General features: G+C 68.2%; 17 protein-coding genes. 13 read left to right on the forward strand and 4 right to left on the reverse strand.

The annotated features are described in order from the left end of the window. Positions 1–6 precede the first annotated feature (6 nt). The gene (locus NP80_RS25875; RefSeq protein WP_006410309.1) at positions 7–561 is read left to right on the forward strand and encodes a bifunctional tRNA (adenosine(37)-N6)-threonylcarbamoyltransferase complex ATPase subunit type 1 TsaE/phosphotransferase; all 555 of its coding nucleotides are present in this window, start codon (positions 7–9) and stop codon (positions 559–561) included. Beyond that, entirely contained in the window at positions 543–2,060 is a 1,518-nt protein-coding gene (locus NP80_RS25880) for an N-acetylmuramoyl-L-alanine amidase (protein WP_006406432.1), read from the forward strand. The genes NP80_RS25875 and NP80_RS25880 overlap by 19 nt, the downstream gene beginning before the upstream one ends. Before the next feature lie 43 nt (positions 2,061–2,103). Here the strand turns inward: NP80_RS25880 and NP80_RS25885 are convergent, their stop codons facing one another. Then, positions 2,104–2,982, reverse strand: a complete 879-nt coding sequence (locus tag NP80_RS25885; RefSeq protein ID WP_172488709.1) for an EamA family transporter — start codon at positions 2,980–2,982, stop codon at positions 2,104–2,106. A 177-nt stretch (positions 2,983–3,159) separates the two neighbouring features. On the opposite strand from NP80_RS25885, the gene NP80_RS25890 reads away from it, so the two are divergent. Together NP80_RS25890 and trxA are read left to right on the forward strand one after the other, a co-directional pair. Then, on the forward strand, positions 3,160–4,041 hold the full coding sequence (locus tag NP80_RS25890) for a pirin family protein (RefSeq protein WP_006410801.1): 882 nt from the start codon (positions 3,160–3,162) through the stop codon (positions 4,039–4,041). Positions 4,042–4,093: 52 nt separating this feature from the next. Beyond that, entirely contained in the window at positions 4,094–4,942 is an 849-nt protein-coding gene (gene trxA / locus NP80_RS25895) for a thioredoxin (protein ID WP_006406435.1), read from the forward strand. Between the two features lie 142 nt (positions 4,943–5,084). On the opposite strand, the gene tcdA is transcribed toward trxA, so the two are convergent. Then, positions 5,085–5,942 (reverse strand): tRNA cyclic N6-threonylcarbamoyladenosine(37) synthase TcdA, encoded by an 858-nt coding sequence (tcdA, locus tag NP80_RS25900; RefSeq protein WP_006410798.1) that lies wholly within the window; start codon positions 5,940–5,942, stop codon positions 5,085–5,087. A gap of 126 nt (positions 5,943–6,068) precedes the next feature. On the opposite strand from tcdA, the gene pdxH reads away from it, so the two are divergent. From pdxH to NP80_RS25915, 3 genes are all read left to right on the forward strand, one after another. Beyond that, the gene (gene pdxH, locus NP80_RS25905; protein WP_006406437.1) at positions 6,069–6,713 is read left to right on the forward strand and encodes a pyridoxamine 5'-phosphate oxidase; all 645 of its coding nucleotides are present in this window, start codon (positions 6,069–6,071) and stop codon (positions 6,711–6,713) included. A gap of 117 nt (positions 6,714–6,830) precedes the next feature. Next, entirely contained in the window at positions 6,831–8,051 is a 1,221-nt protein-coding gene (locus tag NP80_RS25910) for an SAM-dependent methyltransferase (protein ID WP_006410800.1), read from the forward strand. Positions 8,052–8,074: 23 nt separating this feature from the next. Beyond that, positions 8,075–9,382, forward strand: coding sequence for a DUF72 domain-containing protein (locus tag NP80_RS25915; RefSeq protein ID WP_006406439.1), 1,308 nt, complete (start codon positions 8,075–8,077; stop codon positions 9,380–9,382). A gap of 37 nt (positions 9,383–9,419) precedes the next feature. Here the strand turns inward: NP80_RS25915 and msrA are convergent, their stop codons facing one another. Further along, entirely contained in the window at positions 9,420–9,980 is a 561-nt protein-coding gene (msrA, locus tag NP80_RS25920) for a peptide-methionine (S)-S-oxide reductase MsrA (RefSeq protein WP_006411420.1), read from the reverse strand. A 359-nt stretch (positions 9,981–10,339) separates the two neighbouring features. Between msrA and NP80_RS25925 the strand changes: the two genes are divergently transcribed. The 3 genes from NP80_RS25925 to NP80_RS25935 all read left to right on the forward strand — a co-directional run bounded on the left by NP80_RS25925 (position 10,340) and on the right by NP80_RS25935 (position 13,146). After that, positions 10,340–11,746 carry a selenium-binding protein SBP56-related protein gene (locus tag NP80_RS25925; RefSeq protein ID WP_035947883.1) on the forward strand — a complete coding sequence of 469 codons (1,407 nt, stop codon included), beginning with the start codon at positions 10,340–10,342 and terminating at the stop codon, positions 11,744–11,746. Beyond that, the gene (locus tag NP80_RS25930) at positions 11,743–12,420 is read left to right on the forward strand and encodes a hypothetical protein (protein ID WP_006411423.1); all 678 of its coding nucleotides are present in this window, start codon (positions 11,743–11,745) and stop codon (positions 12,418–12,420) included. Before NP80_RS25925 ends, NP80_RS25930 begins: the two co-directional genes overlap by 4 nt. A 216-nt stretch (positions 12,421–12,636) precedes the next feature. Continuing rightward, positions 12,637–13,146 carry a flavin reductase family protein gene (locus NP80_RS25935; protein WP_006398466.1) on the forward strand — a complete coding sequence of 170 codons (510 nt, stop codon included), beginning with the start codon at positions 12,637–12,639 and terminating at the stop codon, positions 13,144–13,146. On the opposite strand, the gene NP80_RS25940 is transcribed toward NP80_RS25935, so the two are convergent. Beyond that, positions 13,133–13,633 carry an Lrp/AsnC family transcriptional regulator gene (locus NP80_RS25940; RefSeq protein ID WP_006398465.1) on the reverse strand — a complete coding sequence of 167 codons (501 nt, stop codon included), beginning with the start codon at positions 13,631–13,633 and terminating at the stop codon, positions 13,133–13,135. The two genes, NP80_RS25935 and NP80_RS25940, sit on opposite strands and share 14 nt — an antisense overlap. 130 nt (positions 13,634–13,763) lie before the next feature. On the opposite strand from NP80_RS25940, the gene kynB reads away from it, so the two are divergent. The 3 genes from kynB (at position 13,764) to kynA (ending at position 16,700) form a co-directional block, all read left to right on the forward strand. Beyond that, positions 13,764–14,405, forward strand: a complete 642-nt coding sequence (kynB, locus tag NP80_RS25945; RefSeq protein WP_035947881.1) for an arylformamidase — start codon at positions 13,764–13,766, stop codon at positions 14,403–14,405. 26 nt (positions 14,406–14,431) lie between these two features. Then, positions 14,432–15,685, forward strand: coding sequence for a kynureninase (kynU, locus tag NP80_RS25950; protein WP_232356621.1), 1,254 nt, complete (start codon positions 14,432–14,434; stop codon positions 15,683–15,685). An 82-nt stretch (positions 15,686–15,767) separates the two neighbouring features. Further along, a complete protein-coding gene (kynA, locus tag NP80_RS25955; protein WP_006406446.1) occupies positions 15,768–16,700 on the forward strand; it encodes a tryptophan 2,3-dioxygenase in 933 nt (310 codons plus the stop codon). Positions 16,701–16,733: the final 33 nt, after the last annotated feature.

The following is a 16,733-nucleotide window of genomic DNA, read 5'->3' on the forward strand; positions in this document are numbered from 1 at the left end:
ACGAGAATGCCAGCCACGCCCAACCATCCGTCCCATGCCGTCACGCTGCCGGCCCCGCTCGCCGCGCGCGTGATCGCGCTGGCCGACGAAGCGGCGACCGAGGCGTTCGGCATCCGCTTCGCGCACGCGCTCGACGCGGCGCGCAGCGAACTCGCACGCGCCCACGCGTTCGACGGGCTGCAGATCCAGCTCGTCGGCGATCTCGGCGCCGGCAAGACGACCCTCGTGCGCGCGATCCTGCGCGGCCTCGGCCACCGCGGCCGCGTGCGCAGCCCGACCTATACGCTCGTCGAACCGTACGCGCTCGAACGCGACGACGGGGAACTCGAGGTCTATCACTTCGATCTGTATCGATTCAACGATCCGGCCGAATGGTCCGATGCAGGCTTTCGCGAATATTTCAATTCCAGCGCGATCTGTCTCGTCGAATGGCCGCAACAGGCGGGCACCCTGCTCGGCGTGCCCGATCTGGTCTTCTCGCTCGACGTGGACGGCGACGGCCGCGCCCTCACCGTCCGGGCGTATAGCGCTTCAGGAAACGCATGTCTCGAAAGATGTTGATCAAACCGTTCCGCTCGATCGAATCGGCGGCCACCGCGACGCACAACTGGCGGCGCCGTCAGATTCTTTGCGCGGGCGCCTCCACGCTGGTGCTCGGCCTCGTCGCGCCGCGGCTCGCGCACGCGTCGTCGGTGCTCGGCGTGCGCGTGTGGCCCGCACGCGATTACACGCGCGTGACGATCGAATCCGATCAGCCGCTGCAGAATAGCCAACAGCTGCTGCAGGGTCCCGACCGGCTCGTCGTCGACCTGACCGGCCTCGAACTCGACCAGGCGCTGCGCGACCTCGTGTCGAAGATCGCGCCGAACGATCCGCAGATTCAATCGGTGCGCGTCGGCCAGTATCAGCCGCACGTCGTGCGCATGGTGTTCGACCTGAAAGGCTCGGTGAAGCCGCAGGTGTTCACGCTGCCGCCGGTCGGCACCTACAAGTACCGGCTCGTGTTCGATCTGTATCCGGCCGTCGCGCCCGATCCGCTGACCGACCTGATCGCGCAGACCGAACGCAAGGAGCAGGCGTTGAACGATGCGGCGCGCGCGCAGCAGATGCAGCCGCCGACCGCGCTGAACGGCCCGGCGGCCGCGCCCGCGCCGAGCGACAACAGCGACGCGTTCTTCCAGCGCTTCGCGCAGAACACGCCGGCTGCGCCGCACACGCCGCCGGCCGCGCCTTCGGCGCCCGCGAAGCCGGCCGTCAAGCCGCCGCCCGTGATCGCGCGCCGCGACGACGGCGACGACGACGCCGATGCCTACAAGTTCACCGCGCCGAAGTCCGGCAAGGGCAGCACCGTGCGGCTGCTGACCGTCGCGATCGATCCGGGCCACGGCGGCGAGGATCCGGGCGCGATCGGCGGCGCCGGCACGTACGAGAAGCACATCGCGCTCGACATCGCGAAGAAGCTGCGCGCGAAGATCGATGCCGCGCCGAACATGCGCGCGATGATGACGCGCGACGCCGACTTCTTCGTGCCGCTGAACGTGCGCGTGCAAAAGGCGCGCCGCGTCGGCGCCGATCTGTTCGTGTCGATCCACGCCGACGCATTCACGACGCCGTCCGCGCGCGGCTCGTCGGTGTTCGCGCTGTCGGATCACGGCGCGTCGAGCGCGGCCGCGCGCTGGCTCGCGAACAAGGAGAACGCGTCCGATCTGATCGGCGGGATCAACATCAAGACGCAGGACGCGGCGGTGAGCCGCGCGCTGTTCGACATGTCGACCACGGCGCAGATCCGCGATTCGCTGCGCTACGGCAACTACGTGCTGAAGGAAGTCGGCAGCATCAACAAGCTGCACAAGGGCTCGGTCGAGCAGGCGGGATTCGCGGTGCTGAAGGCGCCCGACATTCCGTCGATCCTCGTCGAGACCGCGTTCATCAGCAACCCGGACGAAGAGCGCCGGCTCAACGACGACAGCTATCGCGACCAGATGGCCGACGCGATCTTCCGCGGCATCAAGCGCTACTTCGCCGCGAATCCGCCGCTCGCGAAGAACCGCATGGCCTGACGGCCGCATCGCCGCCGGCACGTCACGCGCGTGCCGGCGCGCCTCACGACGCCGCGAAGCGGCGCATCAGCTTCCCGCCGAAGACGTTCACCGCGAGCCCGCCCATCACGAGCGCCGCGCCGATCAGCTGCGCAGACGTCAGGTGCTCGTCGAGCAGCAGCGCGGACGATGCAAGCCCGACGATCGGCACCAGCAGCGAAAACTGCGCGACCTGCGCGGCCGGATAGCGCGACATCAGGCGGCTCCAGAGCCCGTAGCCGAGCAGCGTCGCAACGAACGCGAGATAGACGACCGCGAAGATCGACGAGACGTTGAGCGCGGCCAACGCGGCGCCGATTCGCTGCGGCCCTTCGAACCACAGCGACAGCGCGAAGAACGGCACGGGCGGCACGAGGCTCGCCCAGACGACGAGCGACACGAGATTCGCGCTGCCGACCTTCTTCGTGACGATATTGCCGAACGCCCACATCGCCGCCGACGCGATCGTCAGCAGGAAACCGGCGAGCGTCATTGCGCGGCCGCCCTGCGATGCAATCACGAAGAGCCCTGCGGCGGCGATCGCGAGACCGATCAGGTTCTGCACGCGCAGGCGCTCGCCGAGAAACAGCATCGCGAACACGAGCGTGAAGAACGCCTGCGACTGCAGCACGAGCGACGCGAGGCCGGCCGGCATCCCGACGTACATGCCGGTGAACAGAAACACGAACTGGCCGAGCTGGATCGTCGCGCCGTACAGTACGAGCATCCGCCACGGAATCTGCGGACGGCGCACGAAGAACACGGCCGGCACGGCCGCGAGTGTGAAGCGCAGCGTGCCGAGCAGCATCGGCGGCATCCCGTGCAGGCCGACCTTGATCACGACGAAGTTCACGCCCCATGCGAGGATCACGACCAACGCCAGCAACAAATCCTTCGGGGCCATCATCGGCGTCTCCTCGCGTGTCGAATGTCGTTCCGAAACGGCGAGTCTAACCGCGTTCGCGTGCGGCCCGCTCCGATACCCGCGTGGCGCGCGTGGAATCGCATCCGTGCGCAAGACCTGCGAATCGGCGCCGGCCGGTACAATGGTCCGCATCTTCGCCGCCCCACAGGACTCGCCATGACCGCCCCGATCCATGCCCTGCTGAAGCCGCACGTGCGCGACGTCGGCAACCTGCAGGTGCGCCGCACGCTGCCCGCGCTCGCCGCGCGGCTCGTCGGCCCGTTCATCTTCTTCGATCACATGGGGCCGGCCACGCTGCCGCCCGGCACCGGCCTCGACGTGCGGCCGCATCCGCACATCGGCCTGGCGACCGTCACCTACCTGTTCGACGGCGCGATCCTGCACCGCGACAGTCTCGGCTCGCTGCAGGAAATCGTGCCGGGCGACGTGAACTGGATGACGGCCGGCCGCGGGATCGTGCACTCGGAACGCACGCCGGCCGCGCAGCGCGCGAGCGGCCACACCGTGCACGGGATCCAGACCTGGGTCGCGCTGCCGCGCACGCATGAAACCGTCGAGCCGTCGTTCGAGCACCATGCGGCCGACACGCTGCCGAAGCGCACCGAAAACGGCGTGTCGCTGACGGTGATCGCCGGCGACGCGTTCGGGCTGCGTTCGCCCGTCACGACGTTCTCGCGCACGCTCTACGTCGCGGCCGAGTTCGCGGCCGGCGGCCGCCTCGCGCTCGACGCGTCGCACGAGGAGCGCGCGGTGTATGTGGTGGACGGCGATCTCGCGGTCGACGGCACGCCGCTTGCGGCCGAGCAGATGGCCGTGCTCACGCCGGGCGCAAACGTCACGCTGACGAGCGACGGCGGCGCACGCGCGATGCTGCTCGGCGGCGACCGGATCGACGGCGAACGCTTCATCGAATGGAACTTCGTCGCGAGCAGCCGCGACGCGATCGAGCGCGCGAAGCTCGCATGGACGCGCCAGGAGATGGGCAAGGTACCGGGCGAAACGGAATGGATTCCGTTACCGGAATCGAAGCCGCGTTGAAAAGCGCGCAAGCTGCCCCCAATCTGACGACATCCGAACCGCAGGGAACGACATGGACACCACGCTAGCCACTTTCGAAAGAGACGTCATCGAGGCGTCGCTGGACACGCCCGTGCTGGTCGACTTCTGGGCGCCGTGGTGCGGCCCGTGCAAGACGCTCGGCCCGCTCCTCGAAAAGCTCGAACGCGATTACGCGGGCCGCTGGAAGCTCGTGAAGGTGAACGTCGACGAGAACCAGGAACTCGCCGCGCATTTCCAGACGCGCAGCATTCCGCACGTGATCGCGTTCGCCGATGGTCGCCCCGTCGACCAGTTCATCGGCGTGCTGCCGGAAGGCCAGTTGCGCGCGTTCCTCGACCGGCTGCTGCCGGCGCCCGAAGAAGCCGAGCGCCGCGCCGCGCAGATCGCGATCGCGGAAGCGCGCTTCGACGACGGGCTCGCGCACCTCGAAGCGGCGCTCGCGCTGAATCCCGGTTTCGACGATGCGCGGCTCGACCTGATCGAATTGCTCCTCGCGAGCAACCGGATCGACGACGCGCGCGCGGAAGCCGAGCGGCTGTCGCCGCAAACGGTGCAGGGCGCCGATCCGCGCTATCAGGCCATCAAGACCCGTTTCGACGCGCTCGACGCAACGGCCGACCTGCCGCCGACCGACGCGCTCGAAGCGCGCATCGCGGCGAATCCCGGCGATCTCGACGCGCGTTTCGATCTCGCGCAAAGCCTGATCGCGCGGCGCGCATACGAAGGCGCGCTCGAGCAGCTGCTGGAAATCGTCACGCGCGACCGCACGTATGGCGACGACCTCGGCCGCCGCACGATGATCTCGGTGTTCGAGCTGGCCGCCGACCGGCCGGATCTCGTCGCCGCGTGGCGACGCAAGCTGAGCATGGCGCTCAACTGAGCGCGGCAGGCGGGAAGCCGGGCGCCGCAGCGGCCGGCCTTCTGCTTGTGCGCACGCTGCTCCTGCGCTGTTCGCACGCACCGCCGTCGCGCGGCATGTGCGCGCTCCCGGCCGGCGCGCAACGCCGGCGCCCTCTCCCCTGCTACCCCGCCGCGCGCGCTGCGATCGCGCGCAACGCATGCGCGGCCGCCGCGAACCCGAAGCTCGCCGTCACGCAGACGCTCGAACCGAATCCCGCGCAGTTCAGCCCCGCGACGTGCGCGGCCGTCGACGGCTCCGCGCCGTCCTCGATATCGCACGCGGGCGCGTCCGGATAGATCAGCGGCTCGTCCGAATAAACGGCGCTGACTTTGAAGCGCGCCTTCGGCCCGCGCGGAAAGCCGTGCTGCTTGCGCAGCTGCGCGCGCACCTTCGAGAGCAGCGGATCCTGGATCGTCAGCGCGAGATCGTCGATGCGAATGCGCGTCGGGTCGAGCTGGCCGCCGGCACCGCCGACCGTCACGAGCGGCTGCCCTTTCGCGACGCACCATGCGATCAGCGCGACCTTCGTGCGCACGCTGTCGATCGCATCGATCACGTAGTCGAAGCCGCCGCCGAGCAGCGCGTCGAAGTTGTCCGGTTCCGCGAAATCCTCGATGCGGTTCACGCGGCAGGCGCGATCGATCAGCGCGATGCGCTCGGCCATCGCATCGACCTTCGGCTTGCCGTAATTGCCGTCGAGCGCGTGGATCTGCCGGTTGGTATTGCTCTCCGCGACGTTGTCGAGATCGATCAGCGTCAGCGTACCGATCGCACTGCGCGCGAGCGCCTCGGCCGTCCACGAGCCGACGCCGCCGATGCCGATCACCGCGACATGCGCGCGCTCGAACGCAGCGAGCGCCGGTGCGCCGTACAGCCGCGCGATGCCGCCGAAGCGCCGCGCGCGATCCGCGTCAAGCTGGATCGTCGGGCTCGGGGTAAGATCGGAGAAATTCGGCGGGACGGTGTCGGCGGCTGACATGAAGAAAGGAAAACGTAAGTCGTACAGCCTCTATTTTGCCTGATCTCCCCGCCGCGACGCGCCGCTGTGCACGCACGATTCTTCCGCGTTCGCTATACTGGCCCCCGATTGAAGCGTTTGCATAACATGACGACTCTCGCCGATCTCCGCATCAACTATTCGCGCGCTTCGCTCGACGAAGCCGATGCCGCCCCCGATCCGTTCGCCCAGTTCGACCGCTGGTTCAACGAGGCGCTCGCCGCCAAGCTTCCGGAGCCGAACACGATGACGCTCGCGACTGTCGGTGCCGACGGTCGGCCGTCGGCGCGCATCGTGCTCGTCAAGGGCGTCGACGAGCGCGGGTTCGTCTTCTTCACCAACTACGAAAGCCGCAAGGGCCGCGATCTCGCTGCGCATCCGTACGCGGCGCTGCTGTTCTACTGGATCGAGCTCGAGCGCCAGGTGCGCATCGAAGGCCGCGTCGAGAAGACGAGCGCCGACGAAAGCGATCGCTATTTCGCCTCGCGTCCGGTCGGCTCGCGCATCGGTGCATGGGCGTCCGAGCAGAGCGCCGTGATCGACAGCCGCGCGACGCTCGAAGCGCGCGAGAAAGCATTCAGCGAGCGCTACGGCGACGACCCGCCGCGCCCGCCGCACTGGGGCGGCTATCGCGTCGTGCCCGATACGCTGGAATTCTGGCAGGGCCGCCCGTCGCGGCTGCACGATCGTCTGGTCTACACGCGCGATGCCGCGGCACCGCACGGCTGGACGATCTCGCGACTGTCGCCGTAAGCGCGGCGCCGGCGTGCCGCCGGCCGCATCACGTGTTGCATCCGGGCGCGTCGCAGCGCGGCGCGCCGGTCAAGATACTTGGCTGTATTCGATTCAACGAACAAACGGAGAATCCAAATGTTCTGGGAAAAGAAGCTGGCACAGTGGGCGGACGAAGTACGGGCGAAGGCGAACATACCGGCGCGCCTCGTGCTGTGGAATGGCGAACAACTCGATTTCGGCAATTTCAGCGCGCCGCAGGTCACGCTGAAGGTCAACAACGCGTCGGCGCTGCCGCTGCTGCTCGAACCGAGCCTCGACAATCTCGGCGAGGCGTACGTGAAGGGCAAGATCGACATCGAAGGCAAGCTGTCGGACATCATCAACATCGGCTATTCGCTCGCGCGCAGCACCGTCACGAGCGCGAGCAAGCTCGCGCGCGTGAAGCGCTACTTCAATCATACGAAGAGCACCGACAAGAAGGCGATCCAGTACCACTACGACGTGTCGAACGAGTTCTACAAGCTGTGGCTCGACGAGAACATGGTGTATTCGTGTGCGTACTTCGAGAACGGCGACGAGGATCTCGGCACCGCGCAGATCAAGAAGATCGACCACATCCTGACGAAGATCCGCCTCGAGCCCGGCCAGCGGCTGCTCGACATCGGCTGCGGCTGGGGCGCGCTCGTGCTGCGCGCCGCGCAGAAGTTCGGTGCGCAGTGCGTGGGCGTCACGCTCTCGCAGAACCAGTTCGATCTCGCGACCGAACGCGTGAAGGCGGCCGGCCTGGAGGATCGCATCGAGATCCGCCTGCAGGACTATCGCGAGATCGAAGGCCAGTTCGATCGCATCACGAGCGTCGGGATGTTCGAGCACGTCGGCCGCAAGAACCTGCCGCTGTACTTCTCGCGGATCCGCGAACTGCTCGTCGACGACGGCATCGCGATGAACCACGGCATCACGTCGACCGACGCGGAAAGCGGCGAAACGGCGCTCGGCGGCGGCGAATTCATCGACCGCTACGTGTTCCCGGACGGCGAGCTGCCGCACATCAGCCTCGCGCTCGAAGCGGCGCAGCGCGGCGGCCTCGAGGCCGTTGACATCGAAAGCCTGCGGCGACACTATGCGCGCACGCTGGAGATCTGGACCGAGAACTTCGAAGCGAAGGCCGACGAGGCGCGCAAGCTCGTCGACGACGAAAAATTCCGCATCTGGCGCGTCTATCTGGCCGGCTGCGCCTATGCCTTCGAACACGACGACGTGTCGATCTTCCAGATCGTGTGCCGCAAGGCCGGCCGCAGCGCGAAAACGCTGCCGTGGTCGCGGCGCTATATGTACGAACATGCGCTGCCGCGCTAGGCGGCGCTTCACGCAGGGCATGCATGGGTGACGGCAGCACGCGGCGCAGCAGCACGCCGCAGCGACGGCAAGACGAAGCGCACGACGCGCGCGCCGACGGGCAGTTCGATCTGTTCGGCGCGCTGCCGTCGCCGGACGATGTGCACGCGTCGTCACACGACGCAGCCGATACCGACGATGCACGGGCGCACGCGACGCGCGCGCCGCGTGCGCCGAAGCCTGCCCGACCGAGCGCCGCATCCGACGCGGGCAACGCCGCACGCGACGACGAAGCGGCCGCACCGCCGTCTACCGGCATGCTCTGGGACGATCCCGCGCCGCCGCCCGAACCGCGCAAGCGCGCGCGACGACGCGGCGTGCCGCCTGCGCCGGTCGCGCCCGAGGTCGCCGCCGCGGCCGCCGCATTGCCGCCGAACGTGCGGCTCGGCACGTCGTCGTGGTATTTCCCCGGCTGGAACGGCATCGTCTTCGACGGCGATTTCGCGCAGACGAAGCTGTCGCGCGAAGGACTCGAAGCGTACGGCGCGCATCCGCTCCTGAAAAGCGTAAGCCTCGACCGGTCGTTCTACGCGCCGCTGTCCGTCGCCGACTATCTGCGCTACGCCCAGCAGGTGCCCGACGATTTCCGCTTCGTCGTGAAGGCGCCCGCGTCGGTCACCGATGCGGTCGTGCGCGGCCATCGCGGCGAGCCGTCCGGACCGAATCCGACCTTCCTCGATGCGTCGCTCGCCGCCGACGAGTTCGTGCGTCCATGCCTCGAAGGACTCGGCAAGAAGGCCGGCGTGCTCGTGTTCCAGTTCTCGCCGCTGCCCGACCGGTTGCTGGCCGAGCCGGCCGCGCTGATCGAGCGGTTGTCGGCGTTCTTCGCGGCACTGCCGCCGTTGCCGCCCGAGGCAGACGGTCCGCGCTACGCGATCGAGATCCGCGACGCGAGCCTGCTCACGCCGCGCTTCATCCGCACGCTCGCCGCGCACGGCGTGCGCTACTGCGTGGGCCTGCACGCGCGGATGCCCGATCCGCTGCGCCAGGCAGCCGCGCTCGCGCTGCTCGACGGCGACGCACCGGGGCCGCTGATCGTGCGCTGGAGCCTGCACGGCGGCTTCAAGTACGAACAGGCGAAAGCGAAGTACGAACCGTTCGACAAGCTCGTCGACGAAGATCCGGCCACGCGGTCGGCGCTTGCCGAACTGGCCGCCCGCTATGCGCTCGCCGGGCAGCCGGTGATCATCACGATCAACAACAAGGCCGAAGGCTCCGCGCCGCTGTCGTGCATCGCGCTCGCGCGCGAAATCGCGGCGGCCTGCGCGCACTGGCGCAGCGAAGCCGCGTAGCGCGAGCGCGCCACGCGACAACGGTGCGCAGCGCCGCTTACGCGCCGCGCTGCGACTTCAGCCGGTGCGCGAATTTCTGGCGGAACTTCGCGAGCTTCGGCCCGATCACGACTGCGCAATAGCCCTGCCCCGGATTGCGCGCGTAATAGTTCTGGTGATAGTCCTCGGCCGGCCAGTAGTTGCCGTCGAGCGGCACGACTTCGGTGACGATCGGCTGCCCGAACACCTGTTCGCGCTCGAGCTCGCGGATCACGTCGAGCGCGGTGTCGCGCTGCGCGTCCGAATGCGTGAACACGACCGAGCGGTACTGCGTACCGACATCGTTGCCCTGCCGGTTCAGCTGCGTCGGATCGTGCGTCGCGAAGAAGATTTCCAGAATCTCGCGGTAGCCGATACGCGACGGGTCGAACGTCACGTTGACGACTTCCGCGTGACCGGTGTCGCCGTCGCAGACGTCGCGATAGCCGGGATTGCGCGTATGACCGCCCGCATAGCCGGACTGCACGGCCGTCACGCCGTCCACGTCGAGAAACACGGCCTCCGTGCACCAGAAGCACCCGCCTCCGAGCGTCGCCGTTTCAAGCATCTCGTTCGCCATCGAATCCACTCCTGTCAATGAACGGAGCCGGCATGCGCGCGCCGGCTCGTCCGATCGGTTTCGCCGTTCCGGACCCTTTCCGTCCGCAACGGCCGCTGCGGCAAGTATCGCACTCGCACGCGAAGCCGGCACGCCGCCGCGCGCCCGGCTCGCCGCGCGTTTCTCGACTACACTTAGGCACGCGTCATCATCGCGCCCGGTGCCGCCATGCCGGCGTGCGCGACGATACGTTCGACGTCTGCCTGAACATCGTTCCGTCTGCGCGCGCAGCAGCCGGCCGCGATCGCGCGATTGCCTGCCGAAGCGCCGAATTGCCGAATTGCCGCGCCGACGCGCGCGCATCACCGAGGGGGCTTCTCATGAACATGCGGCCTGACCCGACGTTTCACGCATCGCCCGAGCTCGCGATGCAGGCACCGCCCGAAGCATTCGCCTATACGTTGTTGCTGAGTCCCGATTTTTCCAGACCCGACGCGCTCGCCGTGATCGACGTGCAGCACGGCTCGCCGACCTACGGCAAGATCGTGCATACGGTCACGATGCCGAATACCGGCGACGAGTTTCACCACTTCGGCTGGAATGCATGCTCGTCCGCGCTGTCGCCGCTCACGGGCCATGCGTTTCTCGAGCGCCGCTATCTGATCATCCCCGGCCTGCGTTCGTCGCGCGTCTACGTGATCGACACGAAACCGCATCCGACGCAGGCGCGCATCCACAAGATCGTCGAGCCCGACGAGATCTTCCGCAAGACCGGCTATTCGCGCCCACATACCGTGCATTGCGGCCCGGAAGGCATCTACGTCAGCACGCTCGGCGGCGCGGGCAAGGACGGCACCGACGCCGCGCCCGGCATCTTCATCATGGACTGCGAGACGTTCGACGTGCTCGGCCGCTGGGAGATCGATCGCGGGCCGCAGGACAAGCATTACGACTTCTGGTGGAACCTGCCGCGCGACTACATGGTGTCGAGCGAATGGGCGCTGCCGCCGCAGTTCGAGAATGGCATCGTGCCCGACGACCTGCTCGCGAACCGGTACGGACACCGGCTGCATTTCTGGGATCTGCGCGCGCGGCGCAACGTGCAGACGATCGATCTCGGCGCGCATCATCAGATGGCGCTCGAAGTGCGTCCCGCGCACGATCCGGTGCGCGAATACGGATTCGTCGGCGTCGTGATCGACACGACCAATCTCGAAGGCTCGATCTGGACGTGGTGGCGCGAAGGCGGCACGTTCCACGCGAAAAAGACCGCGACGATCGCGCCCGAGCCCGCCGCGGCCGACGAATTGCCGCCGCTGCTGAAGCCGTTCGGCGCGGTGCCGCCGCTCGTCACCGACATCGATCTGTCGCTCGACGACCGCTTTCTCTACGTGTCGTGCTGGGGCACCGGCGAGATGCGTCAGTACGACGTGTCCGATCCGCACCATCCGAGGCTCGCGGGCTCGGTACGAATCGGCGGCATCGCGCGCCGCGCGCCGCATCCGAACGGCCGCCCGTTCGCCGGCGGCCCGCAGATGGTCGAGATCAGCCGCGACGGCCGGCGCGTGTACTGGACCAATTCGCTCTACTCGACGTGGGACGACCAGTTCTATCCGGACGGCGTGCCGGCCGCGCAGGTGCTCGCCCACGCAGGCCCGGACGGCGGGCTGACGCTGGCCGACGACTTCTGGGTCGAATTCCCCGACGGCTATCGCGCGCATCAGATCCGGCTCGAAGGCGGCGACTGTTCGACCGACTCGTTCTGCTATCCGTCGGTCGGACGTTGAGCGGCGCGCTCGATCCGCACGCCGCGCCGCAGCTCGCGCTGTGGGCGGCCGTCGCTGCAAGCGGCGTCTATCACGGGCTCAATCCCGCGATGGGCTGGCCGCTCGCCGTGTCGAACGCGCTGATGGCGCGACGCGCCCGCGCGCTCGTCGCGGCCCTCGGCTACCTCGCACTCGGGCATGCGCTTGCCGTCTTCGCGGTGATGCTGCCGTTCGGACTGCTTGCCGCGCTACTCGCCTGGCAAGCGACGATCCGCATCGGTGCGAGCGCCGTCGTGATCGGCTTCGGCATCGCGCTGCTGATGCGGCGGCGACACCCGCGCGCGCTCGCGCGAATCGCGCCGGCGCGGCTCGGCTTATGGTCGTTCGCCATCGCGATCGCGCATGGGGCCGGGCTGATGCTCGTGCCGATCTATCTCGGGCTCTGCGGGCTCGATGACGATCCCGGTCATCGTGCGGCCGCCGCGCTCGCGGCGCTGCACGTCGGGATGGCGCTCACGGTGGCGGCAGTCCACGCGGCCGCGATGATCGCCACCGGCGGCGCGCTCGCGTGGCTCGTGTACCGCTACGTCGGGCTCGCGTTCGTGTCGAAGAGCTGGTTCAATCTCGACGCGGTATGGGCGTCGAGCCTGATCGTGATCGGCGCGCTGTCGCTGGGATTTGCGGCGACGCAGTAACGCAGCGGCGGCCCGCGCCGCGGGCCCGCTTGCTGTGTTCGCTACGTCACGCTCGCGGCGCGATGCGCGGCCGGACGCGGCCCGCCGGGCGCGATTCCGCTAAAATCGCGGCATGCGCACCACTTCCCATGCCACCGCCTCGCCGCCTTTCGTCCGTCGCGCCTGCCGCCGTTGCCGCGCGACGCATCCGTCCGCTTCGTCCGGAAGGGTGGCGCGATGAGCCGGGCCAATCCGCCGGACTTCGATTCGGCCGCCTTCCGGCAGGCGCTCGGCCAGTTCGCGACCGGCGTGACCGTCATCACGACGCGCGCGCCGTCCGGCCAGCTGATCGGCATCACCGCAAGCTCGTTCAATTCGGTGTCGCTCGACCCGCCGCTCGTGTTGTGGAGCCTTGCGCACAAATCGGCGTCGATGCCGGTGTTCCGCAACAACAGCCATTACGTCGTGAACGTGCTCGCGGCCGCGCAGCTCGACCTGTGCATGCGCTTTTCGAGCTACAAGGGCGACCGCTTCGAAGGCATCGCGCACGCGGCCGGCAACTCGGGCATGCCCGTGCTCGACGGTGCGCTCGCCTGGTTCGAATGCCACAACCGCAGCCGCTATGACGAAGGCGACCACGTGATCTTCGTCGGCGAAGTCGAACGCTGCGGCGTACGCACGCCGCAGAACGCGACACCGCCGCTCGTGTTCCACGGCGGCGGCTTTCACGGTCTCACACCGCTCTGATCGGGCCGGTGCGCGCGAGCCCGACCGGCGCACCCGCTTCGTCCTTCAGCGTCTGCAGCACGATGTTCGAACGGATGTCCATCACGCCCGGCGCCTTGTACAGCCGGTTCAGCACGAAATCGGAATAGTGCTTCAGGTTGTGCGCGAGCACGCGCAGCAGATAGTGGCTCTCGCCCGTCACGACGAACGCGCCCACCACCTCCGGCCATTCGCGCAACGCCTCCGCGAACCGTTCGTGCCACTGGTTCTCCTCGTTGCGCATCGACACCTGCACGAACGCCTCGAGCTCGAACCCGAGCTTCTCGCGGCTCAGGCACGCGCGGTAGCGCTCGATGACGCCCTGCTCCTCGAGCAGCCGCATCCGTCGCAGGCACGCGGACGGCGACAGCGAAATCCGTTCCGCGAGATCGAGATTGCTGATTCTGCCCTCTTCCTGCAGCACGGCCAGGATCCGGCAGTCGGTAGCGTCCAGCGTGATCGCGTGCATTTTTGGTCCCCCTTTTCCCTCTGATTCGAATTATCTGCCAATCGAGCGGATTGTCCATGTTTATTTCGCAAGCACTTTCTGCAAGCGTCCGCCTATCATTCGAAGGATCGATTCATCGCTTCGTCATGCCATGGACATACTCTGGGACATCTCCCCGCCCATCAGCGCCGCCACGCCCGTGTGGCCGGGCGACACGCCGGTGTCGGTCGAGCGCGTCTGGCGGATCGAGGCCGGCTCGCCCGTCAACATCGCGCGGCTGACGCTGTCGCCGCATACCGGCGCGCACTGCGACGCGCCGCTGCACTACGATGCGGACGGCGCGGCGATCGGCGCCGTGCCGCTCGACACCTATGTCGGCCCGTGCCGCGTGATCCACTGCATCGGCGCGTCGCCGGTCGTGCGGCAGGCCGACGTCGCGACCGCGCTCGACGGCGTACCGCCGCGCGTGCTGCTGCGCACCTACGCGAATGCGCCGACCGCGCACTGGGACAGCGCGTTCTGCGCGGTCGCACCGGACACCGTCGATCTGCTTGCCGCGCACGGCGTGAAGCTGATCGGCATCGACACGCCGTCGCTCGATCCGCAGGAATCGAAGACGATGGACGCGCACCACCGCGTGCGCGCCCACCGGATGGCGATCCTCGAAGGCATCGTGCTCGACGAGGTGCCGCCCGGCGACTATGAATTGATCGCCCTGCCGCTCAAATTCGCGACGCTCGACGCGAGCCCCGTGCGCGCCGTCCTGCGCGCGCTGCCCGCGCGCGCCGCCTGATTCTTTCGACCGACGAACCCACCATGATGATCAAGACCCGTGAAGATGCGCTCGCGCTCGATCGCGACGATCCGCTTGCCCCGTTGCGCAGCCAGTTCGCGCTGCCCGACGGCGTGATCTACCTCGACGGCAACTCGCTCGGCGCGCAGCCTCGCGCGGCGGCCGCACGTGCGCAACAGGTGATCGGCGCCGAATGGGGCGAAGGCCTGATCCGCAGCTGGAACACCGCAGGCTGGTTCGCGCTGCCGCGCCGGCTCGGCGACAAGCTCGCGACGCTGATCGGCGGCGCGCCCGGCGAAACGGTCGTGACCGACACGATTTCGATCAACCTGTTCAAGCTGCTGTCGGCGATGCTGCGCCACCAGGCCGAACGCGCGCCCGAGCGCCGCGTGATCGTGTCGGAGCGTTCGAACTTCCCGACCGATCTCTATATCGCGCAAGGGCTCATCGAGCAGCTCGGCGGCGACTACGAACTGCGCCTGATCGACGATCCCGCCGAGCTGCCCGACGCGCTCGGCGCGGACACCGCCGTCGCGATGATCACGCACGTGAACTACCGCACCGGCTACATGCACGACATGGCCGCCGTCACGCAGCTCGCGCACGATGCTGGCGCGCTGATGCTCTGGGACCTCGCCCATTCGGCCGGTGCGGTTCCGGTCGACCTGAACGGCGCGCATGCGGACGGCGCGGTCGGCTGCACGTACAAGTATCTGAACGGCGGCCCCGGCTCGCCGGCATTCGTGTGGGTGCCGCAGCGCCACCACGCGCATTTCTCGCAGCCGCTGTCCGGCTGGTGGGGCCATCGCGCGCCATTCGCGATGCAGCCCGGCTTCGCGCCCGACCCCGGCATCGCGCGCTTCTTGTGCGGCACGCAGCCGATCGTGTCGATGTCGATGGTCGAATGCGGGCTCGACGTGTTCCTGCAGACCGACATGCAGGCGATCCGCCGCAAGTCGCTCGCGCTGACCGACGCGTTCATCGCGCTCGTCGAGGCGCGCTGCGCGGGCCGCTCGCTGAAGCTCGTCACGCCGCGCGCGCACCATCAGCGCGGTTCGCAGGCGAGCTTCGAGCATCCGCACGGCTATGAAGTGATGCAGGCGCTGATCGCGCGCGGCGTGATCGGCGACTACCGCGAGCCGTACGTGCTGCGCTTCGGCTTTACGCCGCTCTATACGCGCTTCGTCGACGTGTGGGATGCCGTCGAAACGCTGCGCGAGATTCTGGACACCGACGCGTGGAAGGCGCCCGAGTACGCCGAGCGCGGCGCGGTGACCTGATCGCCGGCCGCCGCGGGCGCGCGAGCAGTGCGCGCCGCGCCCCCGTCATTCAATCGTGGAGACACTCGTGAATTCTGGTCATATGCAGCCGCCCGGCAACGATGCGCCGGCGGGCTGCCCGTTCTCGGGCGCACGCGCGCAAGGTACGCAAGCCGCGCACGAGGCGCCGCACGTGCCGGGCGACGCCGGCGAGCAAGCCGGCTGGCACAACGCACAGCTCGATTTTTCGAAGTCGATGAGCTACGGCGACTACCTGTCGCTGAATGCGATTCTGAACGCGCAGCATCCGCTGTCGCCCGATCACAACGAGATGCTGTTCATCATCCAGCATCAGACGAGCGAGCTGTGGATGAAGCTCGCGCTGTTCGAACTGCGCGGCGCGCTCGATGCGGTGCGCGGCGATGCGCTGCCACCCGCGTTCAAGATGCTCGCACGCGTCTCGCGGATCCTCGAGCAGCTCGTGCAGGCGTGGAACGTCCTGTCGACGATGACGCCGTCCGAGTACTCGGCGATGCGACCGTATCTCGGCCAGTCGTCGGGCTTCCAGTCGTACCAGTACCGGCAGCTCGAATTCCTGCTCGGCAACAAGAACGCGCAGATGCTGCAGCCGCACGCGCACCGGCCCGACATCCTCGAACAGGTGCGCGCGACACTCGACGCGCCGTCGTTCTACGACGAGGTCGTGCGTCTGCTCGCGCGGCGCGGGTTCCCGATCGCGCCGTCGCGGCTCGACCGCGACTGGCGACAGCCGACGCAGCACGACGAAACCGTCGAGGCCGCGTGGCTCGAGGTGTACCGGCATCCGCAGCAGCACTGGGAGCTGTACGAAATGGCCGAGGAACTCGTCGATCTCGAGGACGCGTTCCGCCAGTGGCGCTTCCGGCACGTGACGACGGTCGAGCGCATCATCGGCTTCAAGCAGGGCACCGGCGGCACGAGCGGCGCGCCGTATCTGCGCAAGATGCTCGATGTCGTGCTGTTCCCCGAGCTCTGGCACGTGCGCACGACGCTGTAACGCCTGACGCTCCCGCCGCCCGGTAGCATCCGG

This window comes from Burkholderia multivorans ATCC BAA-247 (genome assembly GCF_000959525.1).
GTDB classification, from domain to species: Bacteria; Pseudomonadota; Gammaproteobacteria; order Burkholderiales; family Burkholderiaceae; genus Burkholderia; species Burkholderia multivorans.